Consider the following 17,479-nt stretch of genomic DNA (forward strand, 5'->3'; position numbering starts at 1 on the left):
CCCGGGACCTGCATTCGAGCGCAGTATGGATCCATAGTGCGCCAGGGGAGGCGGGTCGATGAGCGTCGACAGCGAGCTGGAGGCGGCGATCGAGGAGCTGCTCGCCGCCCGCTCCGGCACCATCTGCCCGTCCGACGCCGCCCGCCGCGTCTCCCCCACGGACTGGCGCGACCTGATGGAACCGGCCCGCGCCGCCGCCCGCCGCCTCGTCGCGGCCCGGAAGGTGGAGATCACGCAGAAGGGCGAGGTCGTCGACCCGGCCACGGCCCGCGGGCCGATCCGGATCCGTAGGGTCCGCTGAGTGAGCGACACCTACACCCACGGCCACCACGACTCGGTCCTGCGCTCGCACCGCAACCGGACCGTCGAGAACTCGGCCGCCTACCTCGCGCCGCTGCTCCGCCCCGGTCTGGACCTGCTCGACGTCGGCTGCGGGCCCGGCACCATCACCCATGACCTGGCGGCCCGCGTCGCGCCGGGCCGGGTCCGGGGGATCGACGTCGTCGAGGAGCCGCTGGCCGAGGCCCGCGCGCTCGGCGACACCGTCGAGTTCGCCGTCGACGACGTCTACGGCCTCACCGATCCCGACGACTCCTACGACGTCGTCCACGCCCACCAGGTCCTGCAGCACCTCTCCGACCCGGTCGCCGCGCTGCGCGAGATGCGCCGGGTCGCCCGGCCCGGTGGGGTCGTCGCCGCCCGGGACGCGGACTACGCGGCCTTCACCTGGTTCCCGCACGACGAGCGGCTCGACGCGTGGCTCGCCCTCTACCGCGCCGTGGCGCACGGCAACGACGCCGAGCCCGACGCCGGCCGCCGCCTCCTCGCCTGGGCCCGGGCCGCCGGGTTCACCGAGATCACCCCGTCCGCCTCGGTGTGGTGCTACGCCACCCCGGAGACCCGTGCCTGGTGGGGCGGACTGTGGGCGGAGCGGATCGTGTCGTCCTCGATCGCCACACAGGCGGTCGAGCGCGGCCTCGCCACCCGCGCCGATCTGGAGGACATGTCCGCGGGCTGGCGGGCCTGGGCGGCCAACGAAGACGGCTGGTTCCTCGTCCCCCACGGCGAGATCCTGGCGCGCGCCTGAACGACCGTTCGGCGATTCCTCCTGAACGAACGCTCAGACTTCCGCGGCGGAATCCTGCATGCTGAGGTGACCGCCGACACGAGGGAGTGCTGATGGCCGACACCGACGTCGTCATCGTGGGGGCCGGGTTCGCCGGCCTGTACCAGCTGCACCGGGTGCGCGGGCTGGGTCTGCGCGCGCGGGTGTTCGAGGCCGGCAGCGGCGTCGGCGGCACCTGGTACTGGAACCGGTACCCCGGCGCGCGCTGCGACGTCGAGAGCCTCGAGTACTCGTTCTCCTTCTCCCCCGAGCTGGAGCAGGAGTGGGAGTGGACCGAGCGCTATCCCGCCCAGCCGGAGATCCTCCGCTACGCCGAGCACGTCGCCGACCGCTTCGACCTGCGCCGCGACATCACCTTCGACACCCGGGTCACGCACGCCACCTGGCGGGACGACCACTGGGAGATCCGGACGGGCGGCGGCGAGGAGCTGACCGCCACCTACTGCATCTTCGCCACCGGCTGCCTGTCCGTGCCCAAGGAGCCCGACCTGCCCGGCGTCGAGAGCTTCGCCGGCCCCACGTACTTCACCTCCCGCTGGCCGCACGAGGGCGTCGACTTCACCGGCCGGCGGGTCGCGGTGATCGGCACCGGCTCCTCCGGCGTGCAGTCCATCCCGGTGATCGCCGGGCAGGCCGCAGCCCTGACCGTCTACCAGCGCACCGCCAACTACGTCGTCCCCGCGCGCAACGCCCCCCTCGACGCCGCCACCCAGGACGCCCGCAAGGCGGAGTACCCCACCTACCGGAAGCTCGCCCGCGAGTCGCTCGCCGGCCTGCTCGGCACGCCGTCCGAGGTCTCGGCCCTGTCCGTGACGCCCGAGGAGCGCACCGCGGCGTTCGACCAGGCCTGGGAGCGGGGCGGGCTCGGGTCGTTCCGGCAGTCCTTCGGCGACCTCGGCCTCACCCTGGAGGCCAACGACACCGTCGCCGAGTACATCCGCGGCCGGATCCGCGGGATCGTCGCGGACCCGGAGACGGCCGACGCGCTCGGCCCGAAGGACCACCCCTTCGGCACCAAGCGCCCCTGCCTCGACACCGGCTACTTCGAGACCTACAACCTCCCGCACGTCCGGCTCGTCGACCTGCGGAAGACGCCGATCGTCGCGATCGAGCCCACCGGCGTGCGGACCACCGACGAGCTCGTCGAGGTCGACGACCTGGTCCTCGCCACCGGGTTCGACGCGATGACCGGCGCGCTGCTGGCCGTCGACGTCCGGGGCCGGGACGGCGTGCGGCTGCGCGACGTGTGGGCCGAGGGCCCGAGCACCTACCTGGGCCTGGGCATCGCCGGCTTCCCGAACCTGTTCACCATCACCGGGCCGGGCAGCCCCTCGGTGCTGTCGAACATGCTCGTGTCGATCGAGCAGCACGTCGACTGGATCACCGACTGCCTCGCCGCGCTGGCCGGCCGGACGATCGAGGCGGACGAGCAGGCGCAGGAGCGCTGGACCGCGCACGTCGCCGAGGTCGGCGCGCAGACGCTGATGCACCACGCGAACTCGTGGTACCTGGGCGCGAACGTGCCGGGCAAGCCGCGGGTGCTGCTGCCGTACGTCGGCGGGGTGGGCCCCTACCGGCAGATCTGCGACGACGTCGCTGCCAAGGGTTACGAGGGCTTCCGGCTGACCGAGACCGCGTAGCCGCCGCCGGTGTAGGGCTCGCGGTCCCAGGTCGCGAAGCGGTCCTCGGCCGCGAGCCCGGCGGCGGTGCACCAGGCGTCGTACTCGTCGAGGCCGGGCCAGCCCACCTGCAGGCTGAACCCGGCGATCAGCCGGCCGCCCGGCGCGAGGTGCCGGGCGCTGCCGGCGACGACCCCGGCCCGCTCCCGGGCGTAGGGGATCACGTTGCCGGCCAGGACCACGACGTCGAACCTGTCGGTGATGTCCAGGTCCTCCAGGCCGCTGCGGATCCAGCGCAGCTCCGGCGCCTTGGCCGTCGCCGCGGCGATCATGTCCGGGTCGGGGTCGACGCCGACCACGGCGATCCCTCGGCGGGCCAGCTCGATGCCGACGCGCCCGGTGCCGCAGCCGCCGTCGAGCACCGAGCCCGGGGAGTACGCGGCGACGAGGTCGGCCTCGCCGTGGACGTTCTTCCCGGCGGCGGCGAGGGCGTCCCAGCGCGCGTCGTAACGGCCGACCTCGACCGTGTCCTTCCACTGCGACCAGTTCTCGGGGAGCGGCACACCCCCAGCCTAGGACGCATTCACACGACGGCGCGCGCGGCGAGGCGTTTGCGCAGCCACCGCCCGAGCCGCATCCCGCGGTAGTCCGGGTGCACGAGCAGGACCAGCTCGCCGTCCGCGCCCGGTGCCGACCCCTCCAGCACGGCACCGAGCCCGACGAGCACGCCCGCCTCGTCGCGCACCACGAGGGCCGGGCCCCGGGGCGTGACGAGCAGGTTGCGCAGCTCGCGGTCGGTCCAGCTGGCGGTGTAGCTGTCCGCCGGGCCCAGCGCGGCGAGGCAGGCGCAGAGCAGGTCCTCCACGGCGCCCACCTCGTCGCCGGTGGCGGGCTCGGCGACCAGCTCGTCGCCGGAGAGCAGCACGATGTCCCACCGCGGCCGCACCGGCTCGAGGTCCGCCGCGCGCAGGAACGCCTCCGCGCGGGCCTGCTCGGTGACCGTGAACGGCGCCCAGTCGCGCAGCGCGACCAGCCACCCGCCGTTCGGCGCGGGCACGGACAGGACGTGCGGGTGGTGCGGGGGCTCGGTCGGCCGGAGCCGGACGTCGTCGGCGTGGACGAGCGCGCCCAGGCCGCGGGCCAGCGCGGAGTCGTCCCCCGCGGCCGCGCCGCCGACCGCCTGCACCGCGAGGTCGAGGGCCCGGGTGGGGGCGTCGACCAGGTCGTGCGGATCGGCCGGGGTGACGAGCACGGCGCCGGGATCCTGGGTGCCGAGGCCCTCGCGGATGGCGCGGGCCAGCTCGTCGGCGCCCCGCGAGGACCCGACGAACATCTCGTCGACGACCGAGCGCGAGTCCTGCCCGTGCACCGCGAGCCCGAGGATGTTGCCGTCGGCGCGGGCGACCGCCTCGGTGAGCCGGGCGAGCGCGCCGGACTCGTCCGGCAGCCGGACGCGGACCTTGTGCAGCACCTGCGGGTCCCCGGGACCCCCGCCCCGGCCGCCGGGGTCCGCGTCGTGGTGGGCCGGCTGGTCCGGCACCACGCGCAGGTGCGGTGGCGGCGGCGACCCGGCCGTGCCGTGGATCAGCGACTGGCCGGGTCCGACAGCGCGGTGCCCGACCGCCCGCAGCGCGGCCCACATCGTCACCTGGTTCGCCGTGATCACCGGCTTGCCGAGCAGGCGCTCCAGCGGAGCGATCACGTCGTAGGTGGACAGGTTGGTGCAGCTGATGAACACGGCCTCGGCCTCGGGCCGGTCGGCGGCGCGGACCGCGCGCACGACCTCCTCGTAGGACACCCGCCAGATCTGGCCGAGCAGCCCCAGCCCGACGCTCGCGACCGTGTCGATCCCGTGCGCGGCGAGGAACTCCTCGAGCCGGCGGGTCAGGTCGTCCACGTACGGCGTGACGACGGCGACCCGGTTCACGTCGAGCGACCGCAGGCCCTCGACGAGCGCCCCGGCCGTGGTGAGCGCGTGCGGCGCGCCCGCCTCGCGGATCACCCCGGTCAGCGCGATCTCGCCCGCCGCGCCGTCGACGAAGCTGCCGGACGTGCAGGCGTAGGCGACGACCCCGGGCTCGGGGACCAGCACGTCCCGGGTGGCGCGGCGCACCGGCTCCGGGTCGGAGATCGCCCGCGCCATCTCGGCGGTGACCGGCGACGGCACGAACGGCGTGCGCGTGACGTGCAGGGCGGCGTCGTCGGGCACCCAGCGCCAGAGCTCGCGGTCCAGCGCGAAGTCGAACGGCACGATCACGCCGACCCCGGAGGTCGGCGACGGACCGGGCGCGGCCAGGGCCTCCACGCCGTGCACAGGGCCACCCACGGGGCCTCCGACGCTCTCCTGCATACCGCCACGGTGGATCTCCCGTGTGTCGGCACCGGATCCGGCGTGTTGCCGGGAGGTAAGGGGGCCGGACATCCCGGCGCGCCGCAGCTCAGCGGGATGTGATCTCCGCGGTCGCCGGCGGCGAGAGCCCCTCGGCCTCCGCGTGCCGGCGCAGGGTGGTGAGCGCGCGGTGCTGCATCGCCCGGACCGCGCCCGGCGTGCTGCCGACGACCGCCGCCGTCTCGTCGGCCGACAGGCCCACGACGACCCGTAGTACCAGGACCTCGCGGGCGGCCGCGCTCAGCCGGTCGAGGACCGGCCGCAGCCGGGCGACGTCGTCGTGCGCCAGCGCCCGCTCCTCGGGCCCGGCCGAGCGGTCCGGGCGGTCCGGGACCAGGTCGGCCAGCTCCGGGCTGCGCGCGGCGGCGCGGTAGGCGTCGCCCACCTCGTGCACGGCGATCCGGTGCACCAGCGCCAGGAACGGCCGGCCGCGGTCCTCGTAGCGGGGCAGCGCCCCGAGCACGCCGATGCAGACCTGCTGGGCCAGGTCCTCGGCCGTCAGGCCCGGCAGCGCCGTCCCCATCCGCGCGCGGCAGTAGCGCAGCGCGAACGGCCGCACGATCCGCAGGACCTCCGCGACGGCCGCCGGATCCCCCGCCGACGCCCGCGCCACGATCTCCCGGTCCGGTCCCTCCGGCCGTCTCGCGCGCTCCCCCGTCTCCCGTCTCCCCCTCAGTACCACTCCACGACCATGGCCCGAACCGCTCGCCGAGCGGTAGGACGGCGCTGAGAGGAGCCTGTGAGCCGGACGGCGGAATCGGGTTGACGCCTCCGCGGTTGGGCGAGGGGTGAAGGTCGAGATCTGGTCCGACGTCGTCTGCCCGTGGTGCGTGCTGGGCCGGCGCCGGTTCGCCGCGGCGCTGGCCCGCTTCCCGCACGCCGACGAGGTCGAGGTGCGCTACCGCAGCTTCGAGCTCGACCCCGGGGCGCCGCGGCGGCACCAGGGCGACCGCGAGGAGCGGCTCGCGGCGAAGTTCGGCAGCGACCGCGCCCAGGTCCGCGCGATGCACGACCGGATGACGGACATGGGTGCCGCGGAGGGCGTGGAGTTCCGGTTCGAGAAGGCGCAGGACGGATCGACGGTCGACGCCCACCGGCTCCTCCACCTGGCCTGGGACGAGGGCGGCGCGAGACTGCAGGAGACGCTGAAGGAGCGCCTGCAGCAGGGGTACTTCGCCGAGGGCGAGCCGATCGGCGAGCCCGAGGCCCTGCGCCGCCTCGCCCTCGACGCCGGGCTGCCGGCCGCGGCCGTCGACCGCGTCCTGGGATCCGACGAGTACCTCGACGCCGTCCGCGCCGACGAGGACCAGGCCCGCCGCTACGGCATCACCGGCGTCCCCTTCTTCGTGGTCGACGCGACCTACGGCGCCTCCGGTGCCCAGCCTGCCGACGCCCTCCTCCAGCTGCTGGAGCAGGCGTGGGAGGAGGGCCGGACCCGCTCCGCATGAGCGGTCACCCAGGGACGAGGGCGTCCAGGACGGCGAGGGCGGCGGCGGGGCCGATGGGCGGCACGAGGATCGGCAGTTCCACCCCGGCCTCGCGGTAGCGCGCCAGCCGCTCCCGGCACCGCGGCACCGGACCGAGCAGGCAGAACGAGTCGAGGAGGCGGTCGCTCAGCGCGGCGCCGCCCTCGCCCCGCGCCATCCGGTCGGTCTCCTCGACGTACCCCTCGGAGCGCCACATCCGGCGGAAGAACGGGAAGGTCGTGTAGAGCGCGAGGTTCTGCCGCGCGAGGTCGCGGAGGGTGGGCAGGTCGTCGCCGACGAAGGTCGGGATCCCGAGCGTCACCTCCAGCGGGCCGAGTTGCGGGGCCCGATGCCGGCCCCGGACGATCGCCTCGCGGCTGCGTTCCGTCCGCTCCGGCGACCACATCGTCGGCATGATCCCGTCGGCGACCTCGGCGGCCCGCTCGACGGCGCGCATCCCGAGCGTCGCGTGGTGGATCGGCACCGCGACCGGCGCGGGCTGCTGCGGCAGGTGCGTGACCGGGCCCTTGCCGGCGAACCAGTCGCGCAGCTCGGCGGTGTAGCGCAGCAGGTCGGCGCCCGGTTCGCCCATCGCGATGCCGAGCGCGGTGTTGACCGGCTGGTGGCTCACGCCGAGGCCGAGCACGAACCGGCCGCCCGTGTCGTCGGCGATCAGCCCGGCCCCCTTCGCGAGCACGTACGAGTGGCGCAGGTAGATGTCGGCCACCCAGGTCCCGACCCGGATCCGGCTCGTCGCGCCACCCATGACCTGGGCCGTGGTGAGCGTGTCGCTGTTCACCTCGGCGCTCAGCACCGCCGCGTAACCCGCGTCCTCGGCCGCCCGGGCGACCTCCCGCACGTCGGCCGCCCGCCAGCCCGCGCCGGGGATGACCACGACCCCGATCGGCTCCGTCGACATGCCGGGATGGTCCCGCTCGCCCCGGGCGCGGACCATACGCGGACCTGCGTAGTCGACCCTCGACGTGGGTGTGGATCGGGTTGCGGGATCTGCGGACCACGCGGACGGCCCGGGCCCAACGGCTCTTCTCGGCCGGAGCGGCCCGCCGGGAGCATGGCCGACGGAGGGGTGCCGGATGACCGGTGGCAACCGCGCTCGGTCGGTCGAGTGGCTGCACGCGCTGAAGCGGTGGATGTATCGGGGCGGACGACCGGGCCGGCTCGCCCGGGCGATGAACCACCTGGCAGCGGCGCAGTTCGCCGCAGGCCTGCTGTCGCCGCGCCGGGCGGCGACGCTGGAGGTGACCGCGCGGCGGTCGGGTCGGACCATCGCGCTGCCGGTCGTCGTCGTCGAGCAGGAGGGCCGGCGGTACCTGGTGTCGATGCTCGGCGAGCGCGCCGAGTGGGTGCGCAACGTCCGCGCCGCGCGTGGGCGGGCGGTGCTGCGTCGGCGCGGGCGCGAGGCGGTGCACCTCGACGAGCTCGAGCCGGCCGCCCGGGCCCCGATCCTGCGGCGCTACCTGCAGCTCGCCCCCGGCGCCCGGCCCCACCTGCGGGTGCCCTCCGACGCCCCGCTCGCGGAGTTCGAACGGATCGCCGGGGACTTTCCCGTCTTCCGGATTACGTCCGACGTGCCGCCCGGGAGCACTCCCGGCGCACCGGCCCGCCGCCGTACCAACGCCCTGCCGCCGGCGCTCGGCCACCGGGTGAACGCCGCCGTCGAACGGCTCGCGGCGCGCGGCCTGACCCCGGGGAACACGGTCTCGCTGGAGGTGCGGGGGCGCCGTACCGGGCTGCCGCGGCGGATCGCGGTCGTCGTCGCACGGCACGCGGACCGCGACTACCTGGTGTCCCTGGCGGGCGAGTCGGAGTGGGTGCGCAACCTGCGCGCGGCCGGGGGCGAGGCCGTGCTCCGGCACGGCGACGCCCGACGGGTGCGGCTCACCCCGGTGGCAGTGCCCGACCGCGCCCCGATCCTGCACGCGTTCCTGCAGCGTCGCGCGCTGTCCCGCTCCCCCGCGCGGGCGGCGCGGTACTACTTCGATCTGCCGCCCCACCCCTCGATCGAGCAACTCGCGCCCCTGGCCGAGCGCTACCCCGTCTTCGCGGTCCAGGACGCGTGACTACTCGCCCGAGGCACGGGGCCACACACGGACCTGCGTGGTCAGCCCTCGGCGTCGACGCCGGGTAGGTAGTCGGTCGAGCCCTCGCCGTAGAGGGCGACGAGGCCGGCGGCGATCCACATGAGGGCGGCGAGGTAGTCGTCGCCCAGCTCCTCGGCGACCGGGCCGATCGCCTCCGCACGGTCGGCATCCGAGCCGAGGATCCCGATCACCCGGTCGACGGCCGCGGCCGCCCCGTCGCCCAGGGTCGAGCGGACCCACTCCGGGACGCGCGTGCGGGCGGCCGCCGGGATCGGCCGCGGGCCGCTGTTGGCGAGCCAGCCGAGCAGGACGGCGAAGGCCAGGGCCTGCGCGGGCGCGCCGCCGGGCTCGCCCGGGGCCAGGTCGGCCGGCGCGGTCTCGCCGTCCGACGCCACCAGGCACCGGACCTCCTCCCGGGCCGGCTCGGGCGACGACGAGGCGAGGGTGTCCGCGACGGCCCGCCGCACCCGGTCGTCGATGATCTCGACGACCAGGTCGTCCTCCCCGGCCTCGGCGAGCGCGGCGACGTTGGCCTCCAGGACCTCCAGCCACTCCGGGTTGCCGTCGTACGGGCCGACCGCCCGCACGGTGCGGATCTCCGCGACGGCGTAGCGCATCTCGTCGACGGGCTGCAGCTCCTCGACGAGGTCCTGCCCGAGGCCGTCGGCGGGCCCGTACTCGTCGAGGCCGGGCAGGGTGGTGACGGGACGCAGCGGCTCGTGCGGCCGCCCGGCCTTCTTCCGCCGCGCCGCGACCTTCGCCGCCCGCTTCTGGCCCCGCGACTGCTGCTTCTTGCCCACACCGCTCCTCGTGCGCGTTCCGGCGCTAGTCCTGGGAGCAGACCGCCCCCTGCGCCGCCGACCCCACGAGTCTCGCGTACTTCGCGAGCACGCCCCGACGCCGCCCCGGGTCGCGCGGCGTCCAGTCCGTCCGCCGCTTCTCCAGCTCCTCCTCAGAGACGTCCAGGTCGAGGGTCTTGGTGGCCATGTTCAGCACGATCGGGTCGCCGTCCTGCACCAGCGCGATCGGGCCGCCGTCGGTCGCCTCCGGCGCGACGTGCCCGATGCACAGGCCGGTCGTCGCCCCGGAGAACCGACCGTCCGTGACCAGCAGGACCTCCTTGCCCAGCCCGGCGCCCTTGATCATCCCGGTCACGGCGAGCATCTCCCGCATCCCCGGCCCGCCGCGCGGGCCCTCGTACCGGATCACCACGACGTCGCCGGGGACGACGGTGCCGTCCGTGACGGCGTCGAGCGCGCCCTGCTCGCCGTCGAACACCCGCGCGCGCCCGCGGAACTCGGCGGCGTCGAACCCGGCGCTCTTCACCACGGCGCCGTCGGGCGCGAGCGAGCCGCGCAGGATGGTCAGGCCGCCCGTCGGGTGGATGGGGTCGCTGAGGTCGCGGATCACCGTGCCGTCGAGGCCCGGCGGGTCGATCTCCGCCAGGTTCTCGGCGACGGTGCGCCCGGTGCAGGTGAGGGCGTCACCGTGCAGGAGGCCGGCGTCGAGCAGCGCCTTCATCACGACGGGCACGCCGCCGACCTGGTCGACCGTGCTCATCACGTGCGCGCCGAAGGGCTTCACGTCGGCCAGGTGCGGGACACGCTCGCCGATCCGGTTGAAGTCGTCGAGCTCCAGCGGCACCCCGGCCTCGGCGGCGATCGCGAGCAGGTGCAGCACGGCGTTGGTGGACCCGCCGAACGCCAGGACGACCGCGATCGCGTTCTCGAACGCCTCCCGGGTCAGGATCTGCCGGGCGGTGATCCCCTTCTCCAGCAGCCCGACCACGGCCTCGCCGGAGGCGCGGGCGATGCCGTCGCGCCGCCGGTCGACCGCGGGCGGGCTGGCCGAGCCCGGCAGCGCCATGCCCAGTGCCTCGGCCGCGCTGGCCATCGTGTTCGCCGTGTACATGCCGCCGCACGCGCCCTCGCCGGGGCAGATCGCCCGCTCGATCTCGACCAGCTCCTCGCGGCTGATCAGCCCGCGCGCGCACGCCCCGACGGCCTCGAACGCGTCGGCGATGTTGACCTCGCGGCCGTCGACGTGGCCGGGCAGGATCGACCCGGCGTAGACGAACACCCCGGCCAGGTCGAGCCGGGCGGCGGCCATCAGCATCCCGGGCAGGGACTTGTCGCAGCCGGCGAGCAGGACGGTGCCGTCGAGCCGCTCGGCCTCCACGACCGTCTCCACCGAGTCGGCGATGATCTCGCGGCTGACCAGCGAGTAGTGCATGCCCACGTGGCCCATGGAGATGCCGTCGGACACCGAGATCGTGCCGAACTCCATCGGGTAGCCGCCGGCGCGGTGCACGCCCTCCTTCGCCGCCTGCGCCAGGCGCTGCAGCGACAGGTTGCACGGGGTGATCTCGTTCCAGCTCGACGCGATGCCGATCTGCGGTTTGGCAAAGTCCGCGTCGCGCATCCCGACGGCCCGGAGCATGCCGCGGGCGGCCGTGCGCTCGATGCCGTCGGTGACCTGGTGGGACCGGGGCTTGAGATCGGGCATGGAGGCGCTCCTCGTCGATCGCGATCCGTGGTGGGCTCAAGGGTCATCGTGCTCCCTCACGGCCGCCTCGGCAGCCCCTCGGAGACACAAGATCGACGGGGACGATCCGGACTCCCGGCACGTCCGGTCGACTTGCGGTCACGGCCCGTCACCTGTATCGCGCGCCGTCGTTGCGGCTTCGGGAACGGGCGAAGGGACGACGAGAAGATGGCACGACACGCCTGGCGCGCCGAGGGCCGCCGGCGACGCATCACCGGGTTCGCCGCGACCGGCGCACTCACCGCGCTGCTCGGCGGCGCGGCCCTCACCGGCGCGGCGTTCGCCGACGACGGGCACTGGAACCAGACCGACGGCACGCCGTGCTCGAAGCACGCCCGGGCGTGCGTCGACCTCGCCCACAACCAGGCCTGGCTGATCCACGACGGCAAGGTCACCCGCGGCCCGGTCGGCATCTCGCACGGCGGGCAGGGCAAGGAGACCCCCACCGGGGACTTCGAGGTCCAGTGGAAGGACAAGGACCACCGGTCCGCGGAGTTCAACGACGCCCCGATGCCGTACTCGGTGTTCTTCGCCGACGGCGGCATCGCCTTCCACGAGGGCAACCCGCAGAACCCGTCCGCGGGCTGCGTGCACCTGGGCCACGACGACGCCGTCGCCTGGTACGACGACCTGGAGGTCGGCGACGAAGTGGAGATCCACTAGATCCACGACGAAGGGCCCCGCACCTCGGAGGAGGTGCGGGGCCCTTCGGCCGTGCGCGGGTCAGCTCGTGGCGCGGTCCCGGCGGACGTTGGCCCGCCGGCCCTTCAGGGTGGTGACGCCGCGCAGGGAGCGCAGCACGTCGTCCGCCGCGTGCTCGGGGATCTCGACCAGCGTGTGCCGCTCGTGGATCTGGATGGCCCCGATGTCCCGGCCGGACAGCCGCGACTCGTTGGCCAGCGCGCCCACGATGTCCTGCGGGCGGATGCCCGCGGCACGCCCGGCGGAGACGAACAGGCGCGTGGCCCCGGCCTTCGGCGGACGGGCACCCTGGCCGCGACCACCGGGACGGCCCTCGCGCGGGGCCCGGTCGCGGGGACCACGGCCCTCGCGGGGCGCGGAGAGCGTGGGGATGTCGATCTCGTCGTCGGCGGTGGTGCTGCCGGCACGGACGATCCGCACCGCGGCGGCCGCGACGTCGAGCGCGTCGAACTCCCCGGCCAGCGACTCGACCATGGCCCGGACGCCGTCCGGGTCCGAGTCGGCGTCGGCCCGCAGGTCGGCGACGAGCTGCTCGTGCAGCTGGGTGCGGGTGCGCTCGAGGCGGGCCTGCTTGAGGTCCGCGACGGTGGGCACCGGGGCGACCGGCACGCTCTTGCCGATCAGCCGCTCGATGTTGCGCAGGTGCCGGATCGCACCGGAGGGCACCAGCGTGATCGCGACGCCCTCGCGGCCCGCGCGGCCGACCCGGCCGATGCGGTGGACGTAGGCCTCGGGCGACTTCGGCACGTCGTGGTTCACCACGTGCGTGAGCTGCTCGATGTCCAGCCCGCGGGCGGCGACGTCCGTCGCGACCAGCAGGTCGGTGCGGCCGGACCGCAGCCGCTCGACGACGCGGGTGCGGTGCTCCTGGTCCATGCCGCCGTGCAGCGCCTCGGCCCGCAGGCCGCGGGCGGTGAGGGTCTCGGTGACGGCGTCGACGTCCGCCCGGGTCCGGCAGAACACGATCGCGGCGGTGGGCCGCTCGAGCTCCAGGATGCGGCCCAGCGCGGTGGTGGTGTGGGTGCGCGGCACCATGTAGGCGGTCTGCCGCACACGCGGCGCCTCGCCGGCCGGCACCTCCTCGCGCGCGATCCGCACGGTGACCGGGTTGCGCAGGTACTCGCGGGCCAGCGACTCGATGCGGCGCGGCATGGTGGCGGAGAACAGCACCGCCTGCCGCTCGTCCGGGGTGGCCTGCAGGATCGTCTCGATGTCCTCGGCGAAGCCCATGTCGAGCATCTCGTCGGCCTCGTCGAGCACGACGGTCTCGAGCGCGTCGAGCGACAGCGCGCCGCGGTTCATCAGGTCGATCGCCCGGCCCGGGGTGGCCACGACGACGTCGACACCCCGCTTGAGGGAGCCGAGCTGCGGGCCGATCGGGGCGCCGCCGTAGACGGCGAGCACGCGCGCGCCGATCTCGGAGCCGTAGCGGGTGATCGCGTCGTTGACCTGCATGGCCAGCTCGCGGGTGGGGGCGAGGACCAGGCCGAACGGGCGGCGCTCGCCCCGGCGGTCGGTCCCGCTCAGGCGCTGCAGCATCGGCAGCGCGAACGCGGCGGTCTTGCCGGTGCCGGTGGCGGCCTGGCCCAGCAGGTCGCGGCCCTCGATCAGGGAGGGGATCGCCTCGGCCTGGATGGGGCTGGGGCTCTCGTAACCGAGCTCGGCGAGCACGCCGAGGATGCCGGGCGCGAGGCCCAGCTCGGCGAAACCGCTGCCGGCGGCGTCGTCCTCGGTGTCGTCGTTCTCGGTGTCCTCGCCGTCCTCACGCTCGGAGGCGAGGTCGTTCTCGAAGTCGTCGAAGTCGTTCTCGGGCAGGTCCAGCAGAGTGCTCACTCATGTCCTCGTCGCAGCGGGGTGGCCGACCGACATCCGGACGGACGACGCACCCGCGGGGAAGCCCGCGGGCCCGGAGCGGCTCGGTACCGCCTGACAAGGACCATGGGGCTCTCGGCTGACGTCATCGCTGACAGCCGACGGCACCCATTGTCACACGTGGGTCGCGGGAGATCGCGGCGGGCCGGGGTCCTGCCCGCCGACACGAGGATCAACACCCGTCGGCGCCTGCCTGTTCCCGCCCGTTCCCGCCCTGTTCAGCGCCGTGATCGCGGCCCGACTGTGATCCCGTGCGGGCCGGGCCGTGGGTCCGGTCACCATTCCACCCGGCGTTCACCGGGCGCCGGGACCCTCGGACGGGTGAGCCTCTCGCCGACCGCCCCGACCTCCGACCTGCACATCCCGGCCAACCTCCGCGACGTCGGCGGCCTGCCGACCGCCGACGGGCGCCGCGTCCGCGCCGGCGAGTACCTGCGCAGCGACGCCCCGCAGCCCGGCGACCTCACGACCGTCGTCCCCGGCACCGTCGTCGACCTGCGCTCGACCGCCGAGACCCGCGGCCTCGCGCACCCACTGACCGGGGTCGCGGACGTGCACGCGGTGCCGCTCGGGGCTGCGCTCGCGCCCGACGTCGTGGCCGCCACCCCGGCCGACGAGCGCGACCTCGCCTGGGCCTACCGGCTGCTCGTCACGGAGGCCTCCGCCGAGCTGGCGCGGATCGTGCGGATCGTCGCGCGCTCCCGCGGCCCGGTGCTGGTGCACTGCGCCGCGGGCAAGGACCGCACCGGGATCGTCACGGCCGTGGTGCTCGGCGTGGTCGGGGTGCCGCGCGAGCACGTCGTGGCGGACTACCTGCGGACCAACGAGAACCTCGACCGCCTCTGGGCGCGGCTGGAGGCGGCCGGCGCTCCCCTGCCGGCCGACGTCCGGGGCCTGCTCGGCGTCGACCGCGCGGCCCTGGAGGCGGTGCTCGACGAGATGGAGGCGCACCCGTCCGGCCTGCGCGGGCACCTGCTGGCCCACGGCACCGACCCGGACGACCTCGACCTGCTCACCCGCCGGCTCGTCGGCTGACCGACGCCCGAACGGCCCTCGTGAGTGGCGATAGTCGCTATAGCGACTATCGCCACTCACGGGTCACTTGAAGCCGGCGCGCTTGAGGGCGTCGGCCATCGCGTTGTTCAGCGGGGCGGGCTTCTCCTGGCGGTTCCGCTGGCCGCCCTGGCCCTGCCGGCCGCCGCCCTGGCCCTGCCGGCCCTGACCGCCCTTGCCCCCGCGGTCGCCCTGACCGCCCTGACCGCCGCGGCCACCCTGGCCGCCCTGGCCCCTGCCGCCGCCCTGCCGGTCGCGGTCGCCGCGCGGGCGGTCCCCGCCGCCGCGCTGCCGGCCGCCGGCGCCGCCCTTGCCCGGCTCGTCGTCGAGACGCAGGGTGAGCGAGATCCGCTTCCGGTCCTCGTCGACGTCGAGGACCTTGACCTTGACGACGTCGCCGGACTTGACGACCTCGCGCGGGTCCGACACGAACTGGCTCGACATCGCCGAGACGTGCACGAGGCCGTCCTGGTGCACGCCGACGTCGACGAACGCGCCGAACGCGGCCACGTTCGTGACCACGCCCTCCAGCACCATGCCCGGCCGCAGGTCCGCGATCTTGTGGACGCCCTCGGCGAAGGTCGCGGTGCGGAAGGCGGGACGCGGGTCGCGGCCCGGCTTCTCCAGCTCGACGAGGATGTCGGAGACGGTCGGGAGCCCGAACCGGTCGTCGACGAACCGCTGCGGCTGCAGGTTCTTCAGCTTCGCGGTGTTGCCGATGAGCTCGTCGATGCCGACCTTGGCCGCGTCGACCATCTTCCGGACGACCGGGTAGGCCTCGGGGTGCACGCCCGAGACGTCGAGCGGCTCGTCGCCGCCGCGGATGCGGAGGAAGCCGGCGCACTGCTCGAAGGCCTTCGGGCCCAGCCGCGGGACGTCGACGAGCGCGGTCCGGGTGCGGAAGGGCCCGTTGGCGTCCCGGTGGGACACGATCGCCGCGGCCAGCGACTCGCTGATGCCCGACACCCGCCGCAGCAGCGGCGCGGAGGCGCTGTTGAGGTCGACGCCGACGGCGTTCACACAGTCCTCGACGACGGCGTCGAGCGAGCGGGACAGCGAGGCCTCGGGCAGGTCGTGCTGGTACTGCCCGACGCCGATCGACTTCGGGTCGATCTTCACGAGCTCGGCGAGCGGGTCCTGCAGCCGGCGCGCGATGGAGACCGCGCCGCGCAGCGACACGTCGAGGTCCGGCAGCTCGGCCGACGCGTACGCCGAGGCCGAGTAGACCGACGCGCCGGCCTCGCTGACCATCACCTTGGTCATCTTCAGGCCGGGGTTCATCGCCACGAGCTCACCGGCGAGCTTGTCCGTCTCGCGGGAGGCGGTGCCGTTGCCGATCGCGATCAGGTCCACGGCGTGCTCGGTGGCCAGCTTGGTCAGCCTGACCAGCGCGCCGTTCCAGTCCTTGCGCGGCTCGTGCGGGTAGATCGTGTCGGTGGCGACGACCTTGCCCGTCCCGTCGACCACGGCGACCTTCACGCCGGTGCGCAGGCCCGGGTCGAGGCCCATCGTCGCCCGGGTCCCGGCGGGCGCGGCGAGCAGCAGGTCGCGCAGGTTGGAGGCGAAGACGCCGATCGCGCCCTCCTCCGCGGCGGTGCGCAGCCGCACCCGGATGTCGATGCCCAGGTGCAGCAGGATGCGCGTGCGCCAGGTCCAGCGCACGACGTCGTTGAGCCACCGGTCCGCAGGCCGCCCCTGGTCGGAGATCCCGACGTGCGCGGCGATCAGGGTCTCCCAGTCGGTGCGGACGCCCGGCTCGGCGGGCTCGGCGTCGGGCTCCAGCGAGACGTCGAGCACCTCCTCCTTCTCCCCGCGGAACACGGCGAGAATGCGGTGGCTCGGCAGCGAGGTGAAGGCCTCGGAGAAGTCGAAGTAGTCCGAGAACTTGGCGCCCTCGGCCTCCTTGCCCGGGCGGACCTTCGACACCAGCAGGCCGCGGCTCCACATCCGCTCGCGCAGGCCGCCGATGAGGTCGGGCTCCTCGGAGAAGCGCTCGACGAGGATCGCGCGGGCGCCCTCGAGCGCGGCGGCGGCGTCGGCGACGTTCTCGCCGAGGTACTTCCCCGCCTCGTCCTCGGGGGTCAGCGAGGGGTCGGCCAGCAGGGCGTCGGCGAGCGGCTCGAGGCCGTTCTCCCGGGCGATCATGGCCTTGGTGCGGCGCTTGGGCTTGTACGGCAGGTAGACGTCCTCGAGCCGGGCCTTCGACTCGGCGGCGAGGACCTGCTGCTCCAGCTCGGGGGTGAGCTTGCCCTGCTTGCGGATCTCCTCGAGCACGGCGGTCCGCCGCTCCTCCAGCTCGCGCAGGTAGCGCAGCCGCTCCTCGAGGGTGCGGAGCTGGGCGTCGTCGAGCCCGCCCGTCGCCTCCTTCCGGTAGCGGGCCACGAACGGCACCGTCGACCCCTCGTCGAGGAGGTCGACGGCCGAGGCGACCTGGTGCCGGCGCACGCCCAGCTCGTCGGCGATGCGCTGCTCGATCGACGGCTGGACGGTGGTCTGGGACTGCGGAGCCGACGCCCCGGTGGGGGCCGCGGAGGCCGCTGCGGGAACCGAACCTGTCACGCCCCCATCCTCCCCGGGCCGCCCCCGGACGGGTGCGGGCGGGGTCG

The 17,479-nt window shown here is 74.8% G+C and carries 14 protein-coding genes and 1 pseudogene; 7 read left to right on the forward strand and 8 right to left on the reverse strand.

The window, feature by feature from the left end; all coding sequences use genetic code 11:
• Positions 1-58: 58 nt before the first annotated feature.
• From PKE99_RS32730 to PKE99_RS32740, 3 genes are all read left to right on the forward strand, one after another.
• On the forward strand, positions 59-301 hold the full coding sequence (locus tag PKE99_RS32730; protein ID WP_037051953.1) for a DUF3253 domain-containing protein: 243 nt from the start codon (positions 59-61) through the stop codon (positions 299-301).
• Positions 302-1,087, forward strand: coding sequence for a methyltransferase domain-containing protein (locus tag PKE99_RS32735; RefSeq protein WP_037051951.1), 786 nt, complete (start codon positions 302-304; stop codon positions 1,085-1,087).
• A gap of 92 nt (positions 1,088-1,179) precedes the next feature.
• Positions 1,180-2,766, forward strand: coding sequence for a flavin-containing monooxygenase (locus PKE99_RS32740; RefSeq protein ID WP_037052016.1), 1,587 nt, complete (start codon positions 1,180-1,182; stop codon positions 2,764-2,766).
• Here the strand turns inward: PKE99_RS32740 and PKE99_RS32745 are convergent.
• From PKE99_RS32745 to shbA, 3 genes and pseudogenes are all read right to left on the reverse strand, one after another.
• Positions 2,733-3,308 (reverse strand): class I SAM-dependent methyltransferase, encoded by a 576-nt coding sequence (locus PKE99_RS32745; RefSeq protein WP_037051949.1) that lies wholly within the window; start codon positions 3,306-3,308, stop codon positions 2,733-2,735. The genes PKE99_RS32740 and PKE99_RS32745 overlap by 34 nt on opposite strands.
• A gap of 1,022 nt (positions 3,309-4,330) precedes the next feature.
• Positions 4,331-5,095, reverse strand: a pseudogene (locus tag PKE99_RS32750) (maleate cis-trans isomerase family protein); the annotation flags it as partial.
• 88 nt (positions 5,096-5,183) lie between these two features.
• The gene (gene shbA, locus PKE99_RS32755; protein ID WP_269323053.1) at positions 5,184-5,747 is read right to left on the reverse strand and encodes an RNA polymerase sigma factor ShbA; all 564 of its coding nucleotides are present in this window, start codon (positions 5,745-5,747) and stop codon (positions 5,184-5,186) included.
• Between the two features lie 175 nt (positions 5,748-5,922).
• Between shbA and PKE99_RS32760 the strand changes: the two genes are divergently transcribed.
• A complete protein-coding gene (locus PKE99_RS32760; RefSeq protein WP_037051947.1) occupies positions 5,923-6,582 on the forward strand; it encodes a DsbA family oxidoreductase in 660 nt (219 codons plus the stop codon).
• A gap of 4 nt (positions 6,583-6,586) precedes the next feature.
• On the opposite strand, the gene PKE99_RS32765 is transcribed toward PKE99_RS32760, so the two are convergent.
• Entirely contained in the window at positions 6,587-7,519 is a 933-nt protein-coding gene (locus PKE99_RS32765) for an LLM class flavin-dependent oxidoreductase (RefSeq protein WP_197040835.1), read from the reverse strand.
• Positions 7,520-7,694: 175 nt separating this feature from the next.
• Here PKE99_RS32765 and PKE99_RS32770 point away from each other — a divergent pair, with 175 nt between their 5' ends.
• Positions 7,695-8,681, forward strand: coding sequence for a nitroreductase/quinone reductase family protein (locus PKE99_RS32770; RefSeq protein ID WP_063739866.1), 987 nt, complete (start codon positions 7,695-7,697; stop codon positions 8,679-8,681).
• A 41-nt stretch (positions 8,682-8,722) separates the two neighbouring features.
• Here the strand turns inward: PKE99_RS32770 and PKE99_RS32775 are convergent, their stop codons facing one another.
• Both PKE99_RS32775 and ilvD read right to left on the reverse strand, forming a co-directional pair.
• Positions 8,723-9,502, reverse strand: a complete 780-nt coding sequence (locus tag PKE99_RS32775) for a hypothetical protein (protein ID WP_037051944.1) — start codon at positions 9,500-9,502, stop codon at positions 8,723-8,725.
• 25 nt (positions 9,503-9,527) lie between these two features.
• The gene (ilvD, locus tag PKE99_RS32780) at positions 9,528-11,207 is read right to left on the reverse strand and encodes a dihydroxy-acid dehydratase (RefSeq protein ID WP_037051942.1); all 1,680 of its coding nucleotides are present in this window, start codon (positions 11,205-11,207) and stop codon (positions 9,528-9,530) included.
• A gap of 207 nt (positions 11,208-11,414) precedes the next feature.
• Here ilvD and PKE99_RS32785 point away from each other — a divergent pair, with 207 nt between their 5' ends.
• Positions 11,415-11,909: a L,D-transpeptidase gene (locus PKE99_RS32785; RefSeq protein ID WP_051738117.1), complete on the forward strand. Its 495-nt coding sequence runs from the start codon at positions 11,415-11,417 to the stop codon at positions 11,907-11,909.
• Between the two features lie 60 nt (positions 11,910-11,969).
• Here the strand turns inward: PKE99_RS32785 and PKE99_RS32790 are convergent, their stop codons facing one another.
• A complete protein-coding gene (locus PKE99_RS32790; RefSeq protein WP_425566489.1) occupies positions 11,970-13,781 on the reverse strand; it encodes a DEAD/DEAH box helicase in 1,812 nt (603 codons plus the stop codon).
• A 360-nt stretch (positions 13,782-14,141) separates the two neighbouring features.
• Between PKE99_RS32790 and PKE99_RS32795 the strand changes: the two genes are divergently transcribed.
• Positions 14,142-14,855: a tyrosine-protein phosphatase gene (locus tag PKE99_RS32795; protein WP_051738116.1), complete on the forward strand. Its 714-nt coding sequence runs from the start codon at positions 14,142-14,144 to the stop codon at positions 14,853-14,855.
• A 63-nt stretch (positions 14,856-14,918) separates the two neighbouring features.
• On the opposite strand, the gene PKE99_RS32800 is transcribed toward PKE99_RS32795, so the two are convergent.
• The gene (locus PKE99_RS32800; protein WP_037052002.1) at positions 14,919-17,348 is read right to left on the reverse strand and encodes a Tex family protein; all 2,430 of its coding nucleotides are present in this window, start codon (positions 17,346-17,348) and stop codon (positions 14,919-14,921) included.
• Between the last annotated feature and the right edge of the window lie 131 nt (positions 17,349-17,479).

Origin of the sequence: Pseudonocardia halophobica (assembly GCF_027922425.1) — a bacterium.
In the GTDB taxonomy this organism is placed as follows: domain Bacteria; phylum Actinomycetota; class Actinomycetes; order Mycobacteriales; family Pseudonocardiaceae; genus Pseudonocardia; species Pseudonocardia halophobica.